Here is a 21,263-nt window from a genome sequence, read left to right on the forward strand (position 1 = left end):
CGACCTCCAACCCCGTCAAAAAAGACGGGCGCAGCCCTCTCACGAGGACTGCGCCGCACACCGAAGATCCAGAGGGGGACAGGGCCGCAGACACGACTTTGCGCATCTGCGGCTTTGCGGATTTCAAGGTGAGATCTCACTTGCCGTCCCGGCCATGCTGGGCGGCGTGGTAGAGATGCGTTCGGCTCGCGAAGGTTTCCGACCCGGCGGGCGGCCTCTGCCCAGACCGAAATCGGCAGGTCGGTGCCAAAGAGGATGTCGCGCTCGATGCCCATGCCGAAGGGCAGCCGGATCGAAGTCATCTCAAGGACACGAGAAACTGCCCTGCTCCGGATAGCCGAGATCGGCGAGACCGAACATGGTGTCGCCATCGGCATCCAGCGCGATTGCGAGTCAGGCTCCTTCGCCGAGTGGATTGAAGAACTTCACGACCGGTACGTGTTCGGCGTCGCGCCCGCGGCTGTAGCGAGCAGGCACGCGCAGTTCCTCGGTGAGAACGATCATGCCGCCCTCCTCTCGATCTCGGCCTCATCGACGTCGGCCCGGTCTGCCCTGGCTGCACCGTCAGGTTGCGGCAGGAAGGCGAGCAACCAGTCGGCCGCCTTGCTGGCCTGGGAGGCGGCACGCACGATGGCGCGGTTGTCTTCGCGCAGGACCTCGAGCCAGGAGGCCAGGTAATCGGCGTGGCGCACGGTCGGCACAATACCTAGCGAGGCGCAGCAGAAGGCCGCGTTCATTTCGGCGACCAGTTCCTCGAAAGCATATTGCTTTGTGCCGAAGGCGCCGCCGAGGTCACGGCCGACGCGGGAGGGATGGCCGGTCGCATGCCCAAGCTCGTGCAGGGCGGTGCGGTGCCAGTCGATGGTCTGGAAATACGCCTGCGGAGGTGGCACCTGCACGTAGTCGCGCCGGCACATAATAGGCGCTATTGCCGCCGATGCGGAAATCGATCCCTGTCGCCTTGATCAGTGCGTCGACAGCCGGTTCGATCAGTCCGGGCTCTGGTGCGGGCGGAAACACCGCCAGATCGTCGGGCAGATTTTCGCATTGCGCAACGTTGAACACGGTGAAGCGCTTCAGGAACGGTATCGCCTGGGCTGCCTCGCCGGTCTCCCGCGCGCGATTCTTCTCGTCGTCAGGGATGAAGCGGTCAGCATAGACGACGGTGGTCCCGTGTTCGCCCTTGCGGACATGGCCGCCCAGCGATAGCGCCTGGCGGAAAGTCAGCCAGCCCTGGACGGGAAAGCCATGCTCGACGACCGCACCCCACAGGATTAGCACGTTGATCCCCGAATAGGCGCGGCCAGAGGCGGCATTGGCCGGCATGGCGAGGGATGCTTGCGTCGCCGCCGTGCCCCAGGGCTGCACCCAGGGAAAGTGCCCAGCTTCCAACTCGGCGATGATCTTGTTCGTAATATCGTCATAGAGGCTTGTCCGGTCGGCGCCGGCGCGAGCGTAATGTCTGGACATCGCGTTTCTCCGCGACGGGCCCCGGAGGCCTCTCCTCCAGCTCTCAACCCGTCACGGCAAACCGGTCCGTACTCTCACTCTAGAGGGCGTGGCCGGGGCCTTGAAGGGGAACGCTCCCGAACTTGGGGCAAAGGCGGTCCGCGCCAAATCAGCAAATGTCGCTGACCATCTAGTATCGTTGTACTACCGGACTGCGTGGCGGATGCGGTCGGTAAGCGTTTGTTCGACGTCGAAATATCCTTCCCAGGCTTCGGGCAACTGAGCCCGCGCGGCGGCGGCGAAAACATCGAAACCGTTGGCGCTTTCGCAGGTGGGCAACTCATCCCAGCTGACGGGCACCGCGCACGACGCCCCCGCGCGTGCCCGAGTCGACCAGGGGCAGATTGCAGTGGAGCCCTGGCCGTTGCGCAGGTAATCGAGAAACATTCGGCCCTTGCGCTTCATCTTGCTCATGTTGGCGACGAAGCGCGACGGATCTGTGCGGGCCAGCAGTTCGGCGAAGTCTTGGCAGAAGCTCTTGACCTCGTCCCAGTCTGCCTTCGGCAGGAGCGGGACGACCACATGAACGCCCTTGCCGCCGGACAGCAACGGCCACGACTGCAGTCCAAGCGCTTCCAGAATGCCTCGAATGTCGAGGGCTGCCTGCTTGACGGCAGCAAAGCCCAAGGCCTCGTCGGGGTCGATGTCGAAGATCATGCGGTGCGGCAGATCCGGCTGCTGGCGACGGCTTCCCCAGATGTGGAATTCGAGCACGTTCATCTGGACACCTGCGATCAACCCAGCCAGGTCATCGACCCACAAGATGCGGCTTTCCTTACCGGACATCTTCTCCAGCTGGCCGTCATGGATGGCCTTGGGCATGCCTGGCAGTCTGTGCTTCTGAAAGAAGGTCTGCTGCAGGTCGCCGTCGGTATCGCGCACCAGCGACAGCGGCCGATCCTGGATGTGCGGCAGCATCTTCTCGGCGACCACGGCGTAGTAGGCGGCGAGCGTTGCCTTGGTCACCTTGGTGCCTGGATACATGACCTTGTCTGGATGCGTCAGCTTGACGCCGACAGCAGCGGCGATCTCCTTGCCGATTCCCGGATCGAGGGCCGGCGTTTTCGGCATTTCCATCACCACCTGGTCGGCCCGCTTGTCTTCGCGCATGCCCTCAAAGCTTGGATGCCGCAAGCTGCCGTCCGGTGTCACTTCGGCATAGGTAACCTCTGCAACAAGCTCGGGCTTCACCCATTTGGCACGTCGGGCAATGTCTCTCGGAACGGAGGCGAAAGCCGGTTTCTCAACACGGCGTTTCTCGAGCTTCGCGAGGATGTCCTTGCGCATCGCCTCGGTGAACCCCGTGCCGACGCGGCCGCGATAAATGAGCTGGCCATTGTCGTAAGTGCCGAGGATCAACGATGCCATGCCACGCCCCGTGTCACTTGGGCGATAGCCGCCGACAACGAATTCCTGTCGCTTCGTGCACTTGATCTTGAGCCAACTCCAGGTGCGTTCGCCGACGTAGGGGCTGTCGGCGCGCTTGGCGATGACGCCTTCGTGACCGCCCTGGCACATGGCGTCAAACACCCTTCTGCCTTGGTCGACGATGTGGCTGGAGAATTGCAGGCTGTCGTCAGGGCGGCGCGCGCCCAGCAGGGACTCAAGTCGCGCCTTGCGTTCGAGGAGCGGCTGGTTCGACAGATCTTCGCCATCCAATTCAAGCAGATCGAAGGCGTAGAACTTGAGGAGCATACCCGCGGCAATGCCGGTTTTCAGCATGGAGAAGTTCGTACGGCCCTGGCTGTCGATGGCAACGATCTCACCATCGATCAGAACCGCGCCTTTGGTCAGATTCTGAAGCGGCGGCAAGATGACCTTGAACTGTCGGGTCCAGTCGTGGCCATTGCGGGTATAGACGACGACATTCGAGCCGGAGATGGCGACTTGGGCACGATAGCCGTCGAACTTCATCTCGAAGAGCCAATCCTCGCCCACCGGTATGTGATCTGTCAGCGTGCATAGCTGGAAGGGACGAAACTTCGGGAGCCGATATGGAGGGACAGATTCTGAGTCTCTGCGCCGTGTGCGGCTTTTGCTGAGGGTGCCGTCTACAGCCGACATGCGGAACTCGGATACATAGTCCGATTCAATACCCTGCCCGGGATTCGGTTCCATGCCCAAGCATCCCGCGCCGGCGACTGTCGGCGCTCAAAGGAAGAACGGCGTATAAGCCGCAGTCCTGCGCGCGGCCGCAACAGCGGACCATTGTCGCGCGCAGGACGGAGGAAATTCGCCCCCGCCGCGGGCGGTGAACGGGACAGCCGTAGGAGCGTCAGCATAGCGCCGGCCGCAGGACGGGACGCGGGACCGACTGTCCCCGTCCGCGGTGGTCCGCATATTTTAGTCGACGCCGACCGCGGAGATGGCGCGGGATTTCCGGCCCTCGACAGTCCGGCCGCTGACCGAGATCGGATTGTCCCAAACCAGAGCCGAGTTGGCCTGGACGAAATCGATGAGGTCGTGGATCCCTTCACCCCTCAATTGCGTGGCAGCTTGTGAATTTCCAACCTGACAGGCCCGCCTCTGTCACAACTCGTGCAGAAGAGCGCTCGCTCGACCGAACTGAACAGAGCGCCTTTTCCACAGCGCTCAATGAGGCCGGCTGGCTCCACCGTTGCATGGTGCGAACACGATCTGCACCAAGCCCGCAATACATGCCATTCGCGAAGATCGCCGAGCGCCACATCCAGGCCCGCGTGAACGCTGCCATCGACTATGGCCTGCGGTGGGATCTTGACCTCGCCTGGTGTCAGGATTTTCTCCATCACATGTCGGCTGTTGTAGTGGATCAGCAGCATGCCCGGGCGGCGCCGGATGGCGGCCTGCCAGGCTGCCTGGCTCACCGTTGAATCGGGGGAGCGAAATGGTTTCTGCCAAAGCCTGCTCCTCGCGCTCCCAGACCTCGATCCGAAAATTGTCTTCCGCGGTTGTTTCCATAGCGTCGCCGGCCAGCGCGATTGACGCCGGGCCCGTCCCCTTGCTGCTCCAGATCACGCTGAAATAAGGAACATATTCCTCCCTCGTCAAGGGGACGCTTGATTCTTTGTTCTCATTTTGTTCGCATCGGCAGGATTAGGTTATAGGAGGCGAACCATGGAACTTCGCTTGAACATTGACGACGCAACACCCCAAGAGCTCGCACGTGGAATCGCGGCAGCCGAAGCAGTATTTGAACGCGCCGGCATTATGGCTTTGCAAGGCGCGGAAGGACTGTTCGCGTTGGAAGGCTGGGATTTCAAAGGCTTTCCTGAAGACGACAAGCCTACCGAGGACGAAGATCAGACCGCCACAGTCTGGATGGAGGCCGACAAGGCCGCGGTGACCGCATGTTGTGCTGGATGGCCGGAAGTTCCACACCATCAGGTCATGGAACTGATCAACGTTCCTCGGACGAAGCTGCAAGCCGAAGCGGTTCCAGATAGCTGGCCAGAACGGAAGCAGCTCTATCCTGACGTCGTCAAGCGGCTGGAGATCACGAGCGGCCCGGACCGCCAGATCGATTTCGATATTGCGTTCGTTCTCGGTTGGGTTCCCGAGCGGCCGACCCTGGACCGGGTTGAGCCGCTTTCGGAGCTGGAGACCGTATCCCCCTCTTCACCAGCGACCTTGCCCAGGTCGAAGAGATGCTCGCAAAGCGCTCAAGGACTGGACAATCGAGATCGACCGGGACCCCTGTGATGCCCCCCGACCCGGCGGCCAGCGATGACGATGATGAATTGCGCATGGCGGCATGGCGTGATTTCGACGGCACCTTGCATATGGAGAAGCCGCCGGCAAATCCCGCAATCGCGCTGACGCTGGCAATGATGCGCGGCCAATCAATGCATTTCGAATAGTGGTCAAACGCAGTCGGGGCTCACCGACGCCATCGGTGATCGACCGCGACTGGCCGCACCAGATTGCGCTGCCGGATGATCTCTGCACCGACCGGAACTTCACCATGATCGCGAAGTTCTGCCAGGAACGAGGGCTTAAGCACCAGACGCGCTATGTACAGGCGATATGGCCGAACCGCAAATATGAAACCTATCGGCTCCATTGCTTCAGCGATGCCGCATCGGCAGAGGCGTTCCTTGATCACTTCGAGGGGCTGATGTTCGATCCGAGGCGGGATCGGGAGAATGGAAAAGTGCGAGGCGTCTGGCGCCGCACGGGCGAATACACGCCGGTGCTCGATCTCGGTGGCTTGCCGAGCGCGAGGCCGACCTGCTGCCGGTCGGATACTTCCACGTCGTATTCACGCTCCCCGCCGAGGTCGCCGACATCGCATTCCAGAACAAGGCGGCGGTCTACGACGTGCTGTTCAAGGCGGCATCGGAGACGATGCTGACGATCGCCGCCGATCCGAAGCCCCGTCAGCCTACCGCGTCGTGGATGGCATCAAACAACATGCGTGCCGAAAATGGTTGGAGTTGCTGGCCGACGCCTTCGTCAAATTGACCGACCAGGAACAGCTGTCGCGCGAGACGGTGCGTCGGCGTTGGCCGAGAACGATCTCAAGCCCTGGCGCAAGGACATGTGGTGCATTCCCAAGGTCGACGCCGAGTATGTCGCGCGCATGGAGGATGTGCTCGACCTCTACGCCGAGGCGCCGGATCCACAGCGGCCGGTCCTGTGCTTCGACGAAAGCCCGACCCAGCTCATCGGCGAAGTGCGGCAGCCGATCCCGGCCGCGCCGGGAAGGCTGGAGCGGCATGACTTCGAATACAAACGCAATGGCACTGCCAACCTGTTCGTCTTCCTCGATGCCCACCGATCCTGGCGCAAGGTGAAAGTCACCGAGCGGCGCGCCGCTCACGACTTTGCCCACTGCATGCGCGACCTTGCCGATATCTATTATCCGCAAGCCGAGTGCATCCGCGTCGTCCTCGACAATCTGTCGACCCACACGCCCGCCGCACTCTACCAGCTGGAATTCCATTACACGCCAAAGCACGCCAGCTGGCTCAACATGGTCGAGATCGAGATCGGCGTCCGGCGCAGTCAGTGCCTCGACCGCCGCATCGAAAGTCGTGACAGCCCCATTGCCGAGGTCGCCGCGTGGGAAAACCAGCGAAATAACAGCGGCGCCCGCATCAATTGGATGTTCTCAACCGAACAGGCCCGCCCCAAAATGGCTAAAGCCTATCCGGCAAAGAGTCATAATCCTGCAGAGCCACTAGAACCGAAACACGATCCCGGCCCGCCTGCGGTAGCACCTGACGCGCCGGCGGCCATGTCGCCAGTAACTACGGCAGACCCTTCTCCAGCCCCGCCGGCGGTGGTGGCGGCGATAGTGGCCGTAATCTGGGTCGTAATAAGGGTCGTCGTAGCGCCGATGGTAGACCGGCTCCACTTCCGCCTGAGTACCTTCGTCATCGAAGGTCGGTGAGTCTGGCGCGTCGAGTTCATCGAGAATGCCGCTTTTGGCCCCTGGAACACCTGCCACTGCGTCGATAGGCCGAACCGCGCTTGCAAAGGCCGCTGCCCCTGCAATGCCAAACATTGCTGTCAAGAAGGATCGCCGATCCATAGAAAGCCTCCAGTGTTACACAACTCTAATGGTACCAACTCTTAAGGCGCGCGGCCGGAAAAGGCAGGCCTTGCACCCGTTACAAATTGAGGATTCGCCAACCGCAGTGCGGCCCGTGAACCCTGTCAGCACAGGAAGGGACGTAGCTGCGCCGATCTGCAAATATGTCAGCCAAGCGCGAATCCTATCACCAGAAAGGTGACGGCGGTCGCGAACAGCGGTGCGAGCAACCAGCGAGCCTGGCTAACACTTCTATCCATCTGTTTTCTCCGAACTTTCCGGAGAAACAATAACGTTGGAAGCAAGCTGTTCCACGCTACATCATGGGTAAGACCATTGCGTTTTGGGCTCAGACTTAAGTCCTACCCCCCCGCCCGACCGAAGCCTCAACCCGGAACGTTTGACGTTGCCCCAAGTTCGGTTTGGAGGTCGGCTTGGACGATGTCGTGGTGCGCCGGCCGCAAGAGGAGAAAATCATGAGAATGCATCTTGCGGGCGCCGCTGCGGCGTTGTTGCTCTTCGCTGGTGTCGGCGCGGTCGCTGCTCAGGACGTGATCATTACGCCCGAACAGGATACAGTCATCCATGAGTATGTGAAAAAGCAGCCGTTGGCATCGTTGAAGGTTCCCGGCGTGGAACTCAATATCGGCACAGCGCTGCCCGACACAGTCGAGTTGCATGAAGTGCCCAACGTCAAATACCGCTATGTCGTGATCGACAATCGGACGGTTCTCGTGGATCCAGGCACTCGCAAGATCATCAAGGTTTACGACTGACTAACCTTTCGCTGAACCCCCGCCGCCCATGTGGCTCGACGGCCCGCTCCGGTATTTGCTGTCGCGCCGCTTCGACCATGCCCTCGAGGCCGGCCTCGAGGGCAGGTGATAGATTGCCTTTGCATCACCCGGCAGAGGTTCGCTGAACTGGATGCTCCCGCCCGGCTCGATCATGCTGACCAAGATCTCGCGCCGCTCCTCCAGCGCCATGTCGCGCAGATCGTGTCCATTGAGGTGCACCAGGTCGAACGCGACGAAAGAGAGGTCATGCTGCCGGCGGGTGATCCCCTTGCGCAACTCGCCGAAATCGGACAGGCCGGCTTCGTTAAACACGATGATCTCGCCGTCGACGATGGCGCTTTCCGCGCCGAGGCTCTTTGTTTACCGGTCGCGATACTTCGCCGCCCAGTCGTGGCCGTTGCGCGTGTAAATCCTGGTGCCGTCTTTATCGATGATAAGCTGTGACCGGTACCCGTCGAACTTGACCTCGTGAATCCAGCTATCGCCCTCCGGAGGCTTCTCCACCAAGGTCGGCATCAAAAGCGCGACGAACTTCAAACGCATGGACAGGAATCACAAAACCGCGATTTAAGCCACAAGATCGGCAATCGGTTCCGGAACATTTTAGCTTCAATGCATGTTTCATTGGTTATGAAGATCCAGACCGACGAATGCCGGGCAGCGTTGACGCTCATCCGGCGTACAATCGAGGAGCACTGCCCGCCCGGCGTGCTGCCGAGCGAAGAGGTGGTCAACGGGCTCTATGGGCCGGAGCTGATCCATGAGGCGGAAGCGATTGCTGCGGCCATAGTCGCAACTATCGATCAGATGCAATTGCGCGTGATGATGAAATCGCCTTCCCCCAGTATCAAACCGTAAGCCGCCACAGGGAAGCCTGCCGATGCGCGTTTCCGCTGACCGCCGAAGCGTCCCGCGCGTCCTGGCGCCCGCTTATGGCCAGCGTGAACGCAGGTTCCTTCTAGGGAACAGAGCCCAAAGCCGCACGTTCTGTTATTTGATCCAAAGGGGAGTACAAAAATGGTACGCCAAATCGCAACAACTATAGCGCTGCTCATTCAATTTCCAGCTTCCGCATTTGCAGACACTACCCAATATTGGGCCGCAAAGGATGCCGTTTCGAAGCAGTGCGAGGTGGTGACAAAGAAGCCAGACGGAACCCTGGTCATAGAGCTTACGAAGGCCACATATAAGACCGAGGCGGAAGCGAACGATGCCTTGAAGAAGCTTCCAGATTGCAAGAAGTGACTGCCTGTGTCGTTTGCTCGAAGCGCGTCAACAATCGCCCTGCCTTGCCCTCAGTGCCATACACTGATGCGCCATACGGCGGGAAAGACCTTCCTGCTTGTCCAGCCAAGGCCCGAAATGACCGCGCGGCAATGATGCCTTGGCCTCCAGCAGCTGGTGCCCGATCGCCAGCTTGCGATCTTCGGAGCGCCGAGCACCAGTTGATCGACCCTTTGCGGCCTCGCTCGCTCGGATGCGATTGTCGACGTGTGGGGCGCCCCCTGTCGCTGCCGCGCCATCATGTAAATCATGCCCGCGAGCGCATGGCCCTGGTGAACGATCCCGCGGAGCTCGTGGGCAAGCGCCATCATTGGCCCGAGCGGGATCAAATCGAACATCTCGAGCAGCGCCGTGGTGTGTTGCTCGACCAGGTCGGGACAGGCGCGCAGCAGGTCAGAGATCGCCGTCAGGGAGGTTTCGTCTATCAGGGCGTTGTTGCCCTGCCCTTCAGCAAGGATGCACATGACGAGGCGAGCATGTTCGACGCCGTGGCGATCGATGATCCGCCGGATCGTGGCGACGGCTCGGGTCTCTCCCGGAGGCGGGTAGGCCGATTTGCTGACGATCCTGACGTCAAATTCCTGGCAAAGCGCTTTCACGCGAGGATCGACGACCATGCCGGAGAGGATATCGCGAGGAAGAGGGTCTGTCCGTGCCAGCATGCCGCGCCGCGCTTGGAACACGATATTGCATAAGTGGAGACTTATGCGCAAGGCTAACCGGTGATCAAACCAACTTTGGATTTGGCGCACTCTTTCAGTAGACCAAGACCGAGATCCTTCACCACACTGAGGGGCAACCCGGCCAATTCGGCGGCAGAAAACGACTGCTTTATCTGGTTCCAGACGCCTTTGTTTTGCAAAGCCGCAAGGAAGTCGCGACCTTCCCAAGATAAGTCTTTCATGAAAACAAGCGCATAGGGCGCGTTGATCCGTCTGGACGGCGGCCCTTCGATGAAGCCCGCGCGGAAAGCATCTCGATATGACGGCCAACCACCACTTCGTCATGGCCTTCCAGTGGCAGCGGTTTTGGTGTCAAGTCGGTTCGATACTGCACTGCGAGCAAGATTTCCCGGATCAATTCCATGTCGCGTTTCACGCCAGCCCTCCCCAATGGGTCAAGCGCGACAATAATCTGAAAACCGGATGAAATCATAGCGGCTACCACGGCAGCGCCAGCACGATGCTAGAGGACAGGAGGGAGGCGAGCCTGGCGATCATGCTGAAAGCCCCGGCAGCGAGGAGCTGGCCACGGGCGCCGTCAGCGTGATCTTGCGGTAGTACAAGGCGTTCTTCGACGTGGCAGCGAAGCCGCCGAGGATCGCCCGCTGCATGGTGAGCATCACATTGGCCGTGGTGTCGATGAGCCGGCACCATCAATCGACCTGGCAATGAAACTGTCCGTATAGGTAACGGCGACTTATGCAGTCTAGGTTCGTATTCCAGATCGGTGTCGTCGACGCCTCGGCAGTCGAGTGTGGGGCCACCGTCATACAGCGCCCCCGACAGGCTGCTGGCCGTCCCAGCCACCTTCCGAGGCAGGAACCAAAGCGTACGAGCAATGCTTACCCAGCGAAGGGCATCTTAATTTTTCGGAGAATTGATAATGAGAGCCACCCTGATTATGAGCGCCTTGGCGCTTTGCTTGGCCGCGCCTGCGGTCGCTTCGGCGGATGATTCCATCGTCATCCAAAGCCACCGGCACCACCGTCATCATTATTGGAACAATGACAACGCAGTGATGATCAATCAGTACGGCCAGCGTCTGCATCGGCGTCATCATGGTCAGGTGACCTTCTACGACCAGGGGCGCCGGCATCACCGCTCGGGCGTGATGATCACCGGATCGGTCGATCGTCCCCTCCATCGCCACCGTCACGTAATCATCCAGCAGGACGACAACAGCGATAGCGACTATTGATCGGAGGCCGATGGCCCGGCTTTTTGATCTCAATGAAAGCCGGGCCACGCATCGCGCAGTAGCTACGGAACGAACCGGTTCGCCATGAGTTACCAAATCATGATGGATACCATGGAACCCCAAGGCCACGGCATGGCGGCTGATATTTTGACCTCGGAAGTCGCGAGTGCGAAGCAGCGCATCAACCGGACTGAGATCGCGATTAAACGAACAGAAGAAATGCTGGCCGCGAATATAGCGCTCCGCAGCAGGATGCGGTTTCTGGTCGAGGCCACAGACCGCTTGATGGATCCCCCCAGCAGCAATGAATGACTTCGCGTAGGTTGAAGCTGGCCGGCGTCTCATTCCTCCGGTCCGCCTGGAAATCGCCGCGGTGCCCACCGGCGACGCTGCATGGATTGTGGACCTCGCCCCCCGGTCATCTGCCGCCATGTCAAACTTTAACGCTGGCGGGCTCGCGACTGTGCTATGGATAATCCGCGGGCGGGCGTTTCTCGGGAGGAGACGCCTATGGAAGTTAGAGATCTTGTGGCCAAGATGTCTGCGGCTTTGCTGAAGCGGCGGGCTGCCACGCCAACCATTCCAATCAAGCCAATCGCCAACTCTTTGGCAAGTCGCTCCGTCGCACCCAACTGGCCGATGCGCCAGACGACACCGCACAAGCCGAGACCGCCGGTGCCGCCCTGCAGCAATATGTAGGACGACCCTCCAGGCGGCGGCGCTAGCCCGGATATCTCACACAGTTGAAGTGCATCGGGGCTCCGAATCAAGGAAAATGCTTCTGCGACAAAGACTTACCTTGAGCAGAGGTATTCCCCGATGCAAACAGAGTGTATACCGGAACGGTTTGATGTTGCACCTGTTGAAAGGCGTGCCGTCGTGGCCGGTTTTGACGGTGGAACGATCACCTCCGACGCCGGCGCGCTTCTGCTGGGGCTGACGGACCGGGCGATCGGGCTGGTCGGCCGCTTTGCCCGCTGGTTCGTGGATGCCCGCCGTCCGGCATTGATCGAGCATGAGGTGAAGACGCTTGTCGGCCAGCGCATCTTCGCGCTCGCGCTTGGCTATGAAGATTTTTGCGCGTTGCGCCGCATCGGCCTGGTGGACACACGGCTTGCCAGGGCAAGCTGCGCCACCATCCGTCTCAAGCTGTTCAAGATCGGCGCCCTGGTCAGCGTCTCGGTACGCCGCATCAAGCTGGCCATGAACTCCGCCTGTCCCTTCCAGCGCGAACCCAATTCTTAGCCGTGACTGACGTTTGGTAAACAAGTCGTTAATACACCTTTGCAGCGAAAGAGTCGCGCGTCAATCCGAGGCCGGGGGCGGTGCGCCTAAGTCGCGAAGCCCATCCAAAGAGGCGGCGCCGGTTTCTAAGGTGAAGGCGTACAGTTGGATCGATCGAAGTCCATGAGGATCCAAGATGAAGCCGCTAAAAAGACAGCCGGACCGCCCGCCTGAACTCGACGTTCCCGTTCCGTCCAAATAGGACGGCTCGGGTCTTGCGGTTGGCAGTTGCGGTGCGTGCCTGAAGTGGCCCACGGCACTCCGGTCGGCTCCGCTCGCAATAGCTGACGGTCGTCGAACCGAACCGGTCGACGATGCATGTTGAGGCATCCAATGGAAGAAAGAAATTTCTCACGGACGAAGAAGTCTCAGGGCGCTATCGCGGGGATTTCCGTCGGAACACTCCGCAATTGGCGCGCGACGATAATCGGGCCTTGAGGAGCTCGAGGCATGGGATCGAAAGAATATCGTGATCTGCCGTGCGCCAGACCGACACGCCGTGCGCGCATCCAATGAGGTGTGATCTGCCCGTTGAAGGCCGTCTAACCGCCCCCAAGTGAAAAGGGAAGCAGTCTGTCTCGCTATCTTAGTCGATTGTCCGGACCGCCGGTAACCGTTAGTTTCCAGCCACTCGTATAACACGATCTGAAAAGGTCTGACTGTGGAACTTCTCTGCCTCGCGCGACCATGCGGGCGAGCGGGTACCAGCGGAGCGCACTACCTCTCATCGCAGAAATCCTTAACCTACCGGTGAGATCCGGTGCCACTATATCTCTGGCAGGACGATGCTATGTCACGAGCCCTGATTGTTGTTGGCCTCATCATAGTGGCCGTAGGCTTACTGTGGCCGTGGTTGTCGCGGATCGGCCTTGGCAGGCTGCCTGGTGACATCGTCATCGAGCGTGAAAACTTCGCGTTTTATGCTCCGATCGCCACCGGGATAGTTATCAGCGTCGTGCTCTCGATTATTCTGTGGCTGATCAACCGGTAGCGGGATACTTGGGTCTACAGCCGCCCTCCACCTGGACCCTTCCTCGCAATGCTCGCATTCTGTCCCCGAGGAGCTGGGGGCGGTGGACAAATCTTGCTACGACAATCGGCCCGACCAGTGGCGAAAGCGCACTGGCGCAAAGTCGCGGCGTGCGCGCCAACTGGCCCGCGTGCCCAGCGGCTCGTGTTGGTGACCGTTGCCGCCACGTTACCCAATACGTCATGCAGCGCGCCGGTATGGCCCTTCCGAGCTGGACCGGCGCGAGGGCTGCGATTGGCGGCGTCGCTGCGGTCACCAACGGCGACACGCCGCAATGCCCATGCGTAGTGTCGCTTGCGCAGATTCCAGCCACGCTGTCCCCAGCGGCGATCGGAACCGTTGCGTTGGTAGGAAGGTTATTTACCTTGCCCCAGCGAAATCTCGGCAAGGCCTCTGTTGGAAGCAATGCGAACTTTACCGGATCCCGCAAGTCGATATGTTTTGACGCGCTTCCTGCTTAAGCTCGCCTTTCGTATGTCTCGCGTCGGCGCATTGGCTGTGGGAATTTGGCCGAACGCTGGTCAACTTGCTGTTTTTCGCCGCCTTATTGGACGTTGGTATTGCGGTAGTTCGGAAGACGCCATTTCACGCACCGACACTCACCTATTGGGATGAAGCGATCGCTACTCTTTTCCCGTCTCTTCTCGTCTTATGGAAGCTGGCATGATCACGAAAGAATTCCCGTCGACTTCACTTTTCTGATCGGGATGGAGAGTTGGCCGGTGACTACTGAAGCAAAGCCGTCTTCCAGCTCAAAATTGCGTCGACCCGTCTGCATCGGTTACGCCGGGCCACCCTGATAGAGCGGCTGGGGCCAGGGCTCATCACCGGAGCCGCCGACGACGATCCCAGCGGCATCGCCACCTATTCGCAAGCTGGCGCACAGTTCGGCATGAACATGCTTTGGAGCATGGTCTTCACCTATCCGCTGATGTGCGCCATTCAGATGATCAGCGCCCGGATCGGCCGCGTCACCGGACATGGGCTTGCCGCCAATATGGGCCGCGTCTTTCCGGCTTGGATCGTCATGATCCTGGTGACGCTTCTATTCATCGCCAACACGATCAATATCGGGGCCGATCTGGCGGCGATGGGTGCGGCTGCAAAACTGGTGCTTGGCTGGGGCCAGCACACTTTCACCGTTGGATTTGCCGTCGTCTCGCTGGTCGCACAGCTGTTCATTCCGTATCACCGGTATGTCCGCTACCTGAAATGGCTGACGCTAGTGTTGTTCGCCTATGTCGGTGTTATTTTTACCATTCATATTGATTGGGGCGATGTTGCCCTACGTACGTTTGTGCCCCAGCTCAGCTTGACCGGGGATATGATCACGATGGTGGTGGCGATCATCGGCACCACCATCAGCCCTTATCTCTTCTTCTGGCAGGCATCGGAGGAGGTGGAGGATGAAGAGGCGGACGCTGCTAAGCCACTCCTAAGAAAGCCCTCTCAAGCAACCTACGAGCTGGGTCGAATCCAGTGGGACACCTATGCCGGCATGGGTTTCTCCAACCTGATCGCCTTCTTCATCATCCTGACGACCGCCGTCACACTGCACGCCAGTGGCATGACCGACATCCAGACTGCCGCCGATGCCGCCGACGCGTTGCGGCCGGTAGCTGGCGAATTCGCATTCATGCTCTTCAGTCTTGGCATCATCGGCACCGGTCTTCTTGCCATCCCGGTTTTGGCGGGCTCGGCCGCTTACGCCGTCGGCGAATCCCGAGGCTGGAAGACCGGTCTCGAGAACAAGCCGTGGCAAGCAGTGGGTTTCTACACGGTGATCGGGTTGGCGACGGTACTCGGCATCGCTGTCGACTATTCGCCGATCGATCCGATCAAGGCCCTGTTCTGGACCGCTGTCATCAATGGCGTGATTTCCGTGCCCATCATGGCGGCGATGATGATCGTAGCTTCGCGCAGGCACGAGATGGGTCGGTTCGTGGCCACGATTGGCCAGCGTATTCTCGGATGGACCGTCACCGCGATCATGGCCGGCGCAACCGCCGCTATGTTCATTTTCAGATAGGAAGGAGTGGGGATGACCTTATTGTCGCGCGTGGTCCATCGAACGCCTCGGTTTAGGCGAAGCTTCGACAATTTTGCGAAGAAGCCCTCGACCGTGTTGAGCCACTAGCACGAGATCGGTGTGAAGTGGAAGATGAAGCGTCCTCGCCGGCCGGCACTTCGGCGTCGATCGCATTGAGCAGGCGCATCAACATTGAGCCGACGACGTCACGCAGTTGGTCCACAAACCGCGGATCGCTTGAGACGCTTGAACTGGCGCCAGCGGTTGGGCTGCAGCCCGTTCGCCTTCCACATGCAACGCACCGAACTCGGCTTGATGCCGGCCGTGGCCGCCATCATGTCGGCGGTCCAGTGCGTCGGGCAGCCGCTTCGGCGCGCCCTTGGACAGCAGGTGCGCCTCGTCGAGAAGAACTAGCTTGGGCTTCGCGAGATCGCCGGCGTCCGGCAACTTGCGGAAGGGTGCGGTCAGCAGCCAAAGCAGCAAGAGCTTTAGCGCTTCGAGTAGCTTGTCCGCATGCAAGAGCTTGTGGTTCCCTGCCCTGCGCGTCGAGCGCCGTGAAATCGGCGATATCGAACGGCGGCTCGCCGAATAGGCGATCGCCGGCCCTGCATTGCGGTTCGCACGGCATGTCGGTTTGGCGCACGGCAGATCACGATGTTCGTTCGAATGGCAGAGGCGGCTGTCAGGTAGGAGGCGAGCGCTCCGTACGCCGGCCTTAAGAGTTAACTTATGAAATCCATGCCCTATTGGTGCTATCTGAGCGGACGAGTTTGACACGCCGGGAATCTCGACCATTCAGACATCGAGCGCCCTTGGCCTAGATTAGAATGAATGCAGGCCACTCACAAAGAACGGGAACAACTTGCCGCACATTGAGTTGCATTCCTGCCTCGTTCCGAGGCGAGAACGGGAGAAAACACCATGGCAACTACGAATAAGGCCTCGACCAAAGGTTTGACCGAACTTTTCCACGGTACGCTGAAGGACATTTATTTTGCCGAAAAGAAGATTCTTGCGACTTTGCCGAAAATGGCCAAAGCGGTGCAAAGCCCAGATTTGAAGGCGGCGTTCGAAAAGCACCGCGGCGAAACGAAGGAACACGTTGCCCGCCTCGAAGAGGTGTTCGAAGTGATCGGCAAGAAGCCGCAGGGCAAGACCTGCGCGGCCATCGTCGGGATGACCGAGGAGGGCGCAGAAATCATGGAAGAGTACAAGGGCGCAGCTGCCTTGGATGCCGGGCTGCTGGCCGCAGCGCAGGCTGTCGAGCACTACGAAATCTCCCGCTACGGGACTTTGTTAACCTGGGCTTCCGAACTCGGGCTCGATGAAGCGGTATCGCTCCTCAAACTCACGCTGGGAGAAGAGAAGGCGACCGACGAGGCGCTGACCCAACTCGCTGAATCGACGGTCAACATGGCTGCCGAAGCCGCATAACGCGATTGTGAAGCGCCTCAGCCGCAACCATGAACCCCGAGCGCCTCCTTGGGGTGCGCCGTTCGGCCAGCCGCGACACCGCCATTTCAGTGAGGCAAGGTCAGCCGGAACTCGCAGATCAGCCCCGACTTCTCAAAATTGAGTACGACGCGATCTGACTTATTGAAATCAAACACGCGCTCCAGAAGCTGCGTGCCGAAGCCTTTGCGCCCACCAGGACCAACAGGCGGACCTCCAACTTCGCGCCATTCGAGCTCGAGCCGGCGATGCTGGCCCTTGCCGACAAGCTTCCAATGGATCGAAACGCTTCCCGTCGCATTCGACAGCGACCCGTATTTGATCGCGTTGGTCGTCAGCTCATGGAACGCCAAAGCTGCTGAAAGGGCAATGTTGGATGGGAGCCACACCGTCTCGCCGCCGATCTGAAAGCGTTCGACCGGCGCGTGCGGCGTGACCGATGCCAAAACAAGATCATTGAGATCTGCGCCGCTCCAGTTCCGCTGCGTTAGCAAGTCATGTGCCTTTGCCAGCGAGACGAGCCGGCTGGACAGCATCTTTCCTGCCTCCGATAGACTGGTGGCGTTGCGGATTGTCTGGCCCGCGATTGATTGGACGACAGCAAGCGTGTTCTTGACGCGGTGGTTGAGCTCATTGGCCAGCAATTTGCGTTGCTCTTCGCCGCGTTTGCGGTCGGTGATGTCGAGGCTGATTTGCACAGCTCCAACGATCGCGCCATCTGGATTGCGAATAGGCCGCGCGCTGGATAGCAGAAAACGCTCGACGCCAGACGGAAGCGTGTAGGCGAACTCTTCGTGGTCGACCAGTTCTCCACGCATTGCCCGGCTTAGCGGCCGGTCCTCTCGGCTGATGATATGGCCATCCTTGACCGCGATCGTGTCGATCACGTGCTGCGGTCTGCCAAAGGATTTTGCGCCGTCAGTCGGCAAACCCATGAGTTCCGCCGCGAAGCGGTTACGGATCACCTGGAGCGCTTTCGGGTCATAGGTGAACCAGACCCCCGCCGGTACCGTATCCAACACAGTTTCCAGCTCCGTTCGGCGTTCGGTGATGGCCCGCTCCGCCTCAACCAGCGCCTCGGCGATGGCGGCAAACTCCTTAACCGAGGTGTAAAGCGGCTCGACCTTGCGCTGCTGCCCGAGCGCCTCAGCGCGTGCGGCTAGATCGGCGGTGGCACCCGTGAATTGTCTGCCGACTGTGTATCCGAGCGCAATCGATACAAGGAGGGACAAGAGGCCTATGCCGCTAATCGCGGCGAGCGAGCGCCAGAGCGGGGCCTGCGCTACCGAAAGCGGCAGGTTGGCGGTATAAAACCAATCCGAGTAAGAGGACCTGTAAAAGCCGGCTAGCAGCTTGGTTCCTTCGAGATTGCGGGATGTAAAGCTGCCGGAGCGGCCAACGACTTTCTCCACATATTCCGGCAGTCCGGGTTTACCGCTCATCTCTTCGTGCAACTTGGAGCGTGCCACAAAATGTCCGTCACGATCTCCAACCGCGACCGTCCAGCCCTCGGGCACGGCTGGCATCATCACATTGCGGATGCGGGTCGTTGGGACAGAGATCGAAAGAATCAGGTCCTCGCCTTTGGGCGCTGGCACTCGGATGGCAATTTGAACGCGGTAGCTACTCGAACCCAGGGCGGCGAAGACATCACTGACGAAAAATCCGGAGGTCCTGATTCTTTCGCGATCGTGATCAGCTATGGGGTCGACCGGCGGCAGATTGCTGCCGTAGCCAATCCCGGTGTTCATCAGCTGAGTGTGACCGAGATCTCTCAGGACGACGACTCGGTCCGTTGCCCGGACCAGATTGAGCGCCTCTCGGTGAAAGGTTTGCAGATCACCGTTGGCAAGGGCGGCCGATTTCGACAAGCCATTGAGGATTGTCTGAAGATTGACGAGTTCACCTTCGACAACGAGCGAAACCTGCCTGGCCGTTTGCACGGCATCCTGTTCGAAACGGTATCTCTCATGCAGAGCGTATTGCACCAGCAAATAGGCCGCGAACAGCCAGACCGGGACGATCGCGGCTGCGATCGATCCGAGCAGGTGCAATCGAACGGACCGTCGTTGCAAGCCTCTACCTCATGCCCCTCAGGATCCGCCAACCATAATCGGCGAGCTCCGAACGGCAAGCTTTAGTTCAAGCGAATATGGCGCGGCAATTTGGGGCGGAGCGACGCCGACGAATCGCGCCGGCATCCGTGTTTTATCCGGTCTGGGCCATATCGGCTCAGCAATACGTTTGTCTGATGCATTCCTCAATGAGCCGCCGCGACCCCCTTGTCCTCCGGGTTCCGGCTGTGTGGCACAGCGAATGGAGAAGCTTGTCTCCGATTCCATCAGCTGGATAAGATTTAATTGTCGTAGAGATCGCGGAACCTTGGGCGCCACGGCCCTTCTTGCGGTCGTCGGCAACGGACGTCAGTTTCAGAAGGCCCGCGATCTGGCTGCATGGCTGGGCCTTGTCCCGCGGGAACACTCGACCGAAGGCAAGCAGAAACTCCTCGGCATCAGCAAGCGTGGGAACCGTCACGTCCGCAAGATCTTTGTTCATGGCGCGCGATCCTGCTTCCGACATAGGTGAAAACCGGGAACCTGTTAGCGGAGTTTGCCCGGACGTCTTCGACGTGCTTCGGGACAGCCCAGTGAAAACAAAGATTTTCGGGTTGCTCCAGAAGGTGCTTTCAGCCAGGCGATTGGAGATTGCCCGCCTGATGGTGGCAATGGACCGGGTCAGGCTCACCTACGCAAGGATGCTCATCGCTCTTACACCACAAGCCCTGCTGTCCAAGGATTTCCATCCCACCACGATCGCCAACCTGACTGAAGGCATGCGAGGCGCGATGGCGCTCGAGCTGGGCAGGCTGAGCCCTTGCGGCTCTAAGCGCCGTGGAACAGCGTGGCCAAGTGGGGAGCTTGTCGCAGCCAGCCGCTATTTTGAACGGCTGATGGATAATTCCAAGGTGGTGCGGTATCTGGCGCGCAATTTTCCTGGCCATTTTGAAGAGTTTCACAATCTGTCGGTGCTCTTCCTCAAATAGGTGGGGGAGCGGGCCGGCTCCACAGCCGCTCGGCGCACTACCGGATTTCCTTTTGACGCGCCAACACTACATGGCTTACTAATCTTTCCAGATCACGCGCTTTGATTTCGACCAGCCGCCGGAACCGGATGGTTTCCAATTCCTGCCCGACAGGATGGAACACCCGCGGCGGTCATGGAATCCGGTTCGTCGCATCGCCGCGCCATGCCGATGTACTGCTCGTCACCGGGCCCGTGACCAAGAATATGCGAGAGGCACTGAAGCGAACCTACGACGCAACTCCCAATCCCCAATGGGTGGTCGCCTCGCACTCGGACATTGTGCCAGCAACGGCGGCTGTTTCGCTGGCAGCTATGCCGTGATGCGCGGCGTGTCGGAGGCTCTGCCTGTCGACCTGCACATTCCGGGGTGCCCGCCAGCGCCAATCGAAATTCTGACAGGCCTGCTCGCCTTGCTTGAGGGCGTGAATTCAAAGCGTGGTCCATGAGGCTGAATATCGATGTGGAGGCTTATCCAGGCCGGCCTTGTCGCTGCATGTGTCATGTGTCCAAAGCATACCCTTGCGGAAGCGCCGGGCCGCTTGGTGGCATTGATCGAGGTGAAGGCGACATCCAAGATCGACAGCAGCGACTTTCGGCATATCAATTGGTTTGACGCGGCTCGGACTATTTTTGCTGGGTGGCTACAGCAACCATCCGATTTCTATCCGAAGCTATCCGAGGCTACGATCATCGTATTCAGCCTCTTCCCTTCATCGAAAAACGCGCCTCACTGTGTCCGTACAAGAGCGTGTTCGACAGTTGCGGTGCGTGCCTGAAGTAACGCCACGGCACTCCGGTCGGCTCCGCTCGCAACAACTGACGGTCGTCGAACCGAACCGGTCGACGATGCATGTTGAGGCATCTAATGTAAGAAAGAAAATTTCTCACGGACGAAGAAGTCTCAGGGCGCTATCGCGGGGTGTTTCCGTCGGAACACTCCGCAATTGGCGCGCGGTGAAAATCGGGCCGACCTACATCAAGATCGGCAAGGCAGTGCTATATCCCCTTGAGGAGCTCGATGCATGGGATCGAAAGAATATCGTGATCTGCCGTGCCTCGCGCGTATAGAAAGCGCTGCTTGCGGTACCGATGAGGACGGCAACTCACGTGATCGCCCACAGTCCTCCCGCAACGACCGCCGCATAGCGTGCGGCCTTGCCCATTGCGACAAGAGCAACGAATACCCAGAGATCCACGCGTGCCGCGCCTGCCGCAATGGTGAAGGCATCTCCAACAACCGGCATCCAGGCAAACAGCAGCGTCCATTCGCCAAAGCGTCGGAACGTCCCGCTTGCCTACTCATAGCGCTCAGGAGTTATAGCGAACCAGCGCCTGGTCCCACCGGCCACATATTGAATC

At 59.8% G+C, this 21,263-nt stretch carries 22 protein-coding genes and 10 pseudogenes; 18 read left to right on the forward strand and 14 right to left on the reverse strand.

Going from position 1 to position 21,263, the window contains the following annotated elements:
* Nucleotides 1-136: 136 nt before the first annotated feature.
* From NKJ89_RS27500 to NKJ89_RS27515, 4 genes and pseudogenes are all read right to left on the reverse strand, one after another.
* Nucleotides 137-504: pseudogene (locus NKJ89_RS27500) on the reverse strand (DUF2958 domain-containing protein).
* A pseudogene (locus NKJ89_RS27505) lies at nt 501-1,470 on the reverse strand (ArdC family protein). The pseudogenes NKJ89_RS27500 and NKJ89_RS27505 overlap by 4 nt, the downstream one beginning before the upstream one ends.
* Nucleotides 1,471-1,653: 183 nt before the next feature.
* The gene (ligD, locus tag NKJ89_RS27510) at nt 1,654-3,573 is read right to left on the reverse strand and encodes a DNA ligase D (protein ID WP_502904165.1); all 1,920 of its coding nucleotides are present in this window, start codon (nt 3,571-3,573) and stop codon (nt 1,654-1,656) included.
* Between the two features lie 416 nt (nt 3,574-3,989).
* Nucleotides 3,990-4,355 (reverse strand): hypothetical protein, encoded by a 366-nt coding sequence (locus tag NKJ89_RS27515; RefSeq protein ID WP_352607174.1) that lies wholly within the window; start codon nt 4,353-4,355, stop codon nt 3,990-3,992.
* Nucleotides 4,356-4,605: 250 nt separating this feature from the next.
* Between NKJ89_RS27515 and NKJ89_RS27520 the strand changes: the two genes are divergently transcribed.
* From NKJ89_RS27520 to NKJ89_RS27540, 5 genes and pseudogenes are all read left to right on the forward strand, one after another.
* Nucleotides 4,606-5,190 carry a hypothetical protein gene (locus NKJ89_RS27520; protein WP_352607176.1) on the forward strand — a complete coding sequence of 195 codons (585 nt, stop codon included), beginning with the start codon at nt 4,606-4,608 and terminating at the stop codon, nt 5,188-5,190.
* The gene (locus NKJ89_RS27525) at nt 5,190-5,348 is read left to right on the forward strand and encodes a hypothetical protein (protein WP_023762570.1); all 159 of its coding nucleotides are present in this window, start codon (nt 5,190-5,192) and stop codon (nt 5,346-5,348) included. The genes NKJ89_RS27520 and NKJ89_RS27525 overlap by 1 nt, the downstream gene beginning before the upstream one ends.
* Before the next feature lie 346 nt (nt 5,349-5,694).
* Nucleotides 5,695-5,862: pseudogene (locus tag NKJ89_RS27530) on the forward strand (IS91 family transposase); the annotation flags it as partial.
* Nucleotides 5,805-6,643, forward strand: a pseudogene (locus NKJ89_RS27535) (IS630 family transposase); the annotation flags it as partial. The pseudogenes NKJ89_RS27530 and NKJ89_RS27535, both read left to right, overlap by 58 nt.
* A gap of 857 nt (nt 6,644-7,500) precedes the next feature.
* Nucleotides 7,501-7,800, forward strand: a complete 300-nt coding sequence (locus NKJ89_RS27540; RefSeq protein ID WP_031261239.1) for a DUF1236 domain-containing protein — start codon at nt 7,501-7,503, stop codon at nt 7,798-7,800.
* Here the strand turns inward: NKJ89_RS27540 and NKJ89_RS27545 are convergent, their stop codons facing one another.
* Together NKJ89_RS27545 and NKJ89_RS27550 are read right to left on the reverse strand one after the other, a co-directional pair.
* Entirely contained in the window at nt 7,801-8,154 is a 354-nt protein-coding gene (locus NKJ89_RS27545; protein WP_352607191.1) for an ATP-dependent DNA ligase, read from the reverse strand.
* A 27-nt stretch (nt 8,155-8,181) separates the two neighbouring features.
* Nucleotides 8,182-8,364 carry a hypothetical protein gene (locus NKJ89_RS27550; RefSeq protein WP_023762564.1) on the reverse strand — a complete coding sequence of 61 codons (183 nt, stop codon included), beginning with the start codon at nt 8,362-8,364 and terminating at the stop codon, nt 8,182-8,184.
* 87 nt (nt 8,365-8,451) lie between these two features.
* Between NKJ89_RS27550 and NKJ89_RS27555 the strand changes: the two genes are divergently transcribed.
* Nucleotides 8,452-8,679: a hypothetical protein gene (locus NKJ89_RS27555; RefSeq protein ID WP_023762563.1), complete on the forward strand. Its 228-nt coding sequence runs from the start codon at nt 8,452-8,454 to the stop codon at nt 8,677-8,679.
* A gap of 159 nt (nt 8,680-8,838) precedes the next feature.
* Complete coding sequence (locus NKJ89_RS27560; RefSeq protein WP_023762562.1) at nt 8,839-9,066, forward strand: hypothetical protein; 228 nt, start codon at nt 8,839-8,841, stop codon at nt 9,064-9,066.
* 50 nt (nt 9,067-9,116) lie between these two features.
* On the opposite strand, the gene NKJ89_RS27565 is transcribed toward NKJ89_RS27560, so the two are convergent.
* From NKJ89_RS27565 to NKJ89_RS27580, 4 genes are all read right to left on the reverse strand, one after another.
* Nucleotides 9,117-9,722 carry a hypothetical protein gene (locus tag NKJ89_RS27565; protein WP_352607178.1) on the reverse strand — a complete coding sequence of 202 codons (606 nt, stop codon included), beginning with the start codon at nt 9,720-9,722 and terminating at the stop codon, nt 9,117-9,119.
* 98 nt (nt 9,723-9,820) lie between these two features.
* Nucleotides 9,821-10,060: a hypothetical protein gene (locus NKJ89_RS27570; protein WP_352607193.1), complete on the reverse strand. Its 240-nt coding sequence runs from the start codon at nt 10,058-10,060 to the stop codon at nt 9,821-9,823.
* Nucleotides 10,006-10,203 carry a hypothetical protein gene (locus NKJ89_RS27575; protein WP_352607180.1) on the reverse strand — a complete coding sequence of 66 codons (198 nt, stop codon included), beginning with the start codon at nt 10,201-10,203 and terminating at the stop codon, nt 10,006-10,008. The genes NKJ89_RS27570 and NKJ89_RS27575 overlap by 55 nt, the downstream gene beginning before the upstream one ends.
* 118 nt (nt 10,204-10,321) lie before the next feature.
* Entirely contained in the window at nt 10,322-10,447 is a 126-nt protein-coding gene (locus tag NKJ89_RS27580) for a hypothetical protein (protein ID WP_023762557.1), read from the reverse strand.
* A 263-nt stretch (nt 10,448-10,710) separates the two neighbouring features.
* Between NKJ89_RS27580 and NKJ89_RS27585 the strand changes: the two genes are divergently transcribed.
* From NKJ89_RS27585 to NKJ89_RS27605, 6 genes and pseudogenes are all read left to right on the forward strand, one after another.
* Nucleotides 10,711-11,025, forward strand: a complete 315-nt coding sequence (locus NKJ89_RS27585) for a hypothetical protein (protein WP_031261238.1) — start codon at nt 10,711-10,713, stop codon at nt 11,023-11,025.
* An 84-nt stretch (nt 11,026-11,109) separates the two neighbouring features.
* Complete coding sequence (locus NKJ89_RS27590) at nt 11,110-11,337, forward strand: hypothetical protein (RefSeq protein ID WP_023762555.1); 228 nt, start codon at nt 11,110-11,112, stop codon at nt 11,335-11,337.
* A 507-nt stretch (nt 11,338-11,844) separates the two neighbouring features.
* Nucleotides 11,845-12,099: pseudogene (locus NKJ89_RS35795) on the forward strand (transposase); the annotation flags it as partial.
* Nucleotides 12,100-12,108: 9 nt separating this feature from the next.
* Nucleotides 12,109-12,270 carry a transposase gene (locus NKJ89_RS35800; protein ID WP_502904166.1) on the forward strand — a complete coding sequence of 54 codons (162 nt, stop codon included), beginning with the start codon at nt 12,109-12,111 and terminating at the stop codon, nt 12,268-12,270.
* A gap of 829 nt (nt 12,271-13,099) precedes the next feature.
* Complete coding sequence (locus tag NKJ89_RS27600; protein ID WP_023762553.1) at nt 13,100-13,300, forward strand: DUF2905 domain-containing protein; 201 nt, start codon at nt 13,100-13,102, stop codon at nt 13,298-13,300.
* Between the two features lie 862 nt (nt 13,301-14,162).
* Nucleotides 14,163-15,368, forward strand: a complete 1,206-nt coding sequence (locus tag NKJ89_RS27605) for an NRAMP family divalent metal transporter (protein WP_502904167.1) — start codon at nt 14,163-14,165, stop codon at nt 15,366-15,368.
* A gap of 41 nt (nt 15,369-15,409) precedes the next feature.
* On the opposite strand, the pseudogene NKJ89_RS27610 reads toward NKJ89_RS27605, so the two are convergent.
* Together NKJ89_RS27610 and NKJ89_RS27615 are read right to left on the reverse strand one after the other, a co-directional pair.
* Nucleotides 15,410-15,748: pseudogene (locus tag NKJ89_RS27610) on the reverse strand (hypothetical protein); the annotation flags it as partial.
* A gap of 28 nt (nt 15,749-15,776) precedes the next feature.
* Nucleotides 15,777-16,163 (reverse strand): annotated as a pseudogene (locus tag NKJ89_RS27615) (helicase HerA-like domain-containing protein); the annotation flags it as partial.
* A gap of 126 nt (nt 16,164-16,289) precedes the next feature.
* Between NKJ89_RS27615 and NKJ89_RS27620 the strand changes: the two are divergent.
* Nucleotides 16,290-16,802, forward strand: a complete 513-nt coding sequence (locus NKJ89_RS27620) for a YciE/YciF ferroxidase family protein (protein WP_023762550.1) — start codon at nt 16,290-16,292, stop codon at nt 16,800-16,802.
* 86 nt (nt 16,803-16,888) lie between these two features.
* Here NKJ89_RS27620 and NKJ89_RS27625 read toward each other — a convergent pair whose 3' ends face one another.
* Complete coding sequence (locus tag NKJ89_RS27625) at nt 16,889-18,874, reverse strand: HWE histidine kinase domain-containing protein (RefSeq protein ID WP_352607184.1); 1,986 nt, start codon at nt 18,872-18,874, stop codon at nt 16,889-16,891.
* 322 nt (nt 18,875-19,196) lie between these two features.
* Between NKJ89_RS27625 and NKJ89_RS27630 the strand changes: the two are divergent.
* The 4 genes and pseudogenes from NKJ89_RS27630 to NKJ89_RS27645 form a co-directional block, all read left to right on the forward strand.
* Nucleotides 19,197-19,388 (forward strand): annotated as a pseudogene (locus NKJ89_RS27630) (transposase); the annotation flags it as partial.
* Complete coding sequence (locus NKJ89_RS27635) at nt 19,375-19,863, forward strand: plasmid partitioning protein RepB C-terminal domain-containing protein (RefSeq protein ID WP_023762546.1); 489 nt, start codon at nt 19,375-19,377, stop codon at nt 19,861-19,863. The pseudogene NKJ89_RS27630 and the gene NKJ89_RS27635, both read left to right, overlap by 14 nt.
* A gap of 176 nt (nt 19,864-20,039) precedes the next feature.
* A pseudogene (locus NKJ89_RS27640) lies at nt 20,040-20,350 on the forward strand (NADH-quinone oxidoreductase subunit B family protein); the annotation flags it as partial.
* Nucleotides 20,351-20,775: 425 nt separating this feature from the next.
* Nucleotides 20,776-20,972: pseudogene (locus NKJ89_RS27645) on the forward strand (helix-turn-helix domain-containing protein); the annotation flags it as partial.
* 35 nt (nt 20,973-21,007) lie between these two features.
* On the opposite strand, the gene NKJ89_RS27650 reads toward NKJ89_RS27645, so the two are convergent.
* Entirely contained in the window at nt 21,008-21,148 is a 141-nt protein-coding gene (locus tag NKJ89_RS27650) for a YqaA family protein (protein ID WP_023762542.1), read from the reverse strand.
* Nucleotides 21,149-21,263: the final 115 nt, after the last annotated feature.

The sequence above is a fragment of the Mesorhizobium sp. M0047 genome (assembly GCF_040323315.1).
GTDB lineage: Bacteria > Pseudomonadota > Alphaproteobacteria > Rhizobiales > Rhizobiaceae > Mesorhizobium.

Bases quoted from the DNA above. Each gene is read 5' to 3' on its own strand.
- ligD (WP_502904165.1), bottom strand. From the start codon at position 3,573: ATGTCGGCTGTAGACGGCACCCTCAGCAAAAGCCGCACACGGCGCAGA.
- NKJ89_RS27520 (WP_352607176.1), top strand. From the start codon at position 4,606: ATGGAACTTCGCTTGAACATTGACGACGCAACACCCCAAGAGCTCGCA.
- NKJ89_RS27525 (WP_023762570.1), top strand. From the start codon at position 5,190: ATGCCCCCCGACCCGGCGGCCAGCGATGACGATGATGAATTGCGCATG.
- NKJ89_RS27540 (WP_031261239.1), top strand. From the start codon at position 7,501: ATGAGAATGCATCTTGCGGGCGCCGCTGCGGCGTTGTTGCTCTTCGCT.
- NKJ89_RS27550 (WP_023762564.1), bottom strand. From the start codon at position 8,364: ATGCGTTTGAAGTTCGTCGCGCTTTTGATGCCGACCTTGGTGGAGAAG.
- NKJ89_RS27555 (WP_023762563.1), top strand. From the start codon at position 8,452: ATGAAGATCCAGACCGACGAATGCCGGGCAGCGTTGACGCTCATCCGG.
- NKJ89_RS27560 (WP_023762562.1), top strand. From the start codon at position 8,839: ATGGTACGCCAAATCGCAACAACTATAGCGCTGCTCATTCAATTTCCA.
- NKJ89_RS27565 (WP_352607178.1), bottom strand. From the start codon at position 9,722: ATGGTCGTCGATCCTCGCGTGAAAGCGCTTTGCCAGGAATTTGACGTC.
- NKJ89_RS27580 (WP_023762557.1), bottom strand. From the start codon at position 10,447: ATGCTCACCATGCAGCGGGCGATCCTCGGCGGCTTCGCTGCCACGTCG.
- NKJ89_RS27585 (WP_031261238.1), top strand. From the start codon at position 10,711: ATGAGAGCCACCCTGATTATGAGCGCCTTGGCGCTTTGCTTGGCCGCG.
- NKJ89_RS27590 (WP_023762555.1), top strand. From the start codon at position 11,110: ATGAGTTACCAAATCATGATGGATACCATGGAACCCCAAGGCCACGGC.
- NKJ89_RS27600 (WP_023762553.1), top strand. From the start codon at position 13,100: ATGTCACGAGCCCTGATTGTTGTTGGCCTCATCATAGTGGCCGTAGGC.
- NKJ89_RS27620 (WP_023762550.1), top strand. From the start codon at position 16,290: ATGGCAACTACGAATAAGGCCTCGACCAAAGGTTTGACCGAACTTTTC.
- NKJ89_RS27635 (WP_023762546.1), top strand. From the start codon at position 19,375: ATGGCGCGCGATCCTGCTTCCGACATAGGTGAAAACCGGGAACCTGTT.
- NKJ89_RS27650 (WP_023762542.1), bottom strand. From the start codon at position 21,148: ATGCCGGTTGTTGGAGATGCCTTCACCATTGCGGCAGGCGCGGCACGC.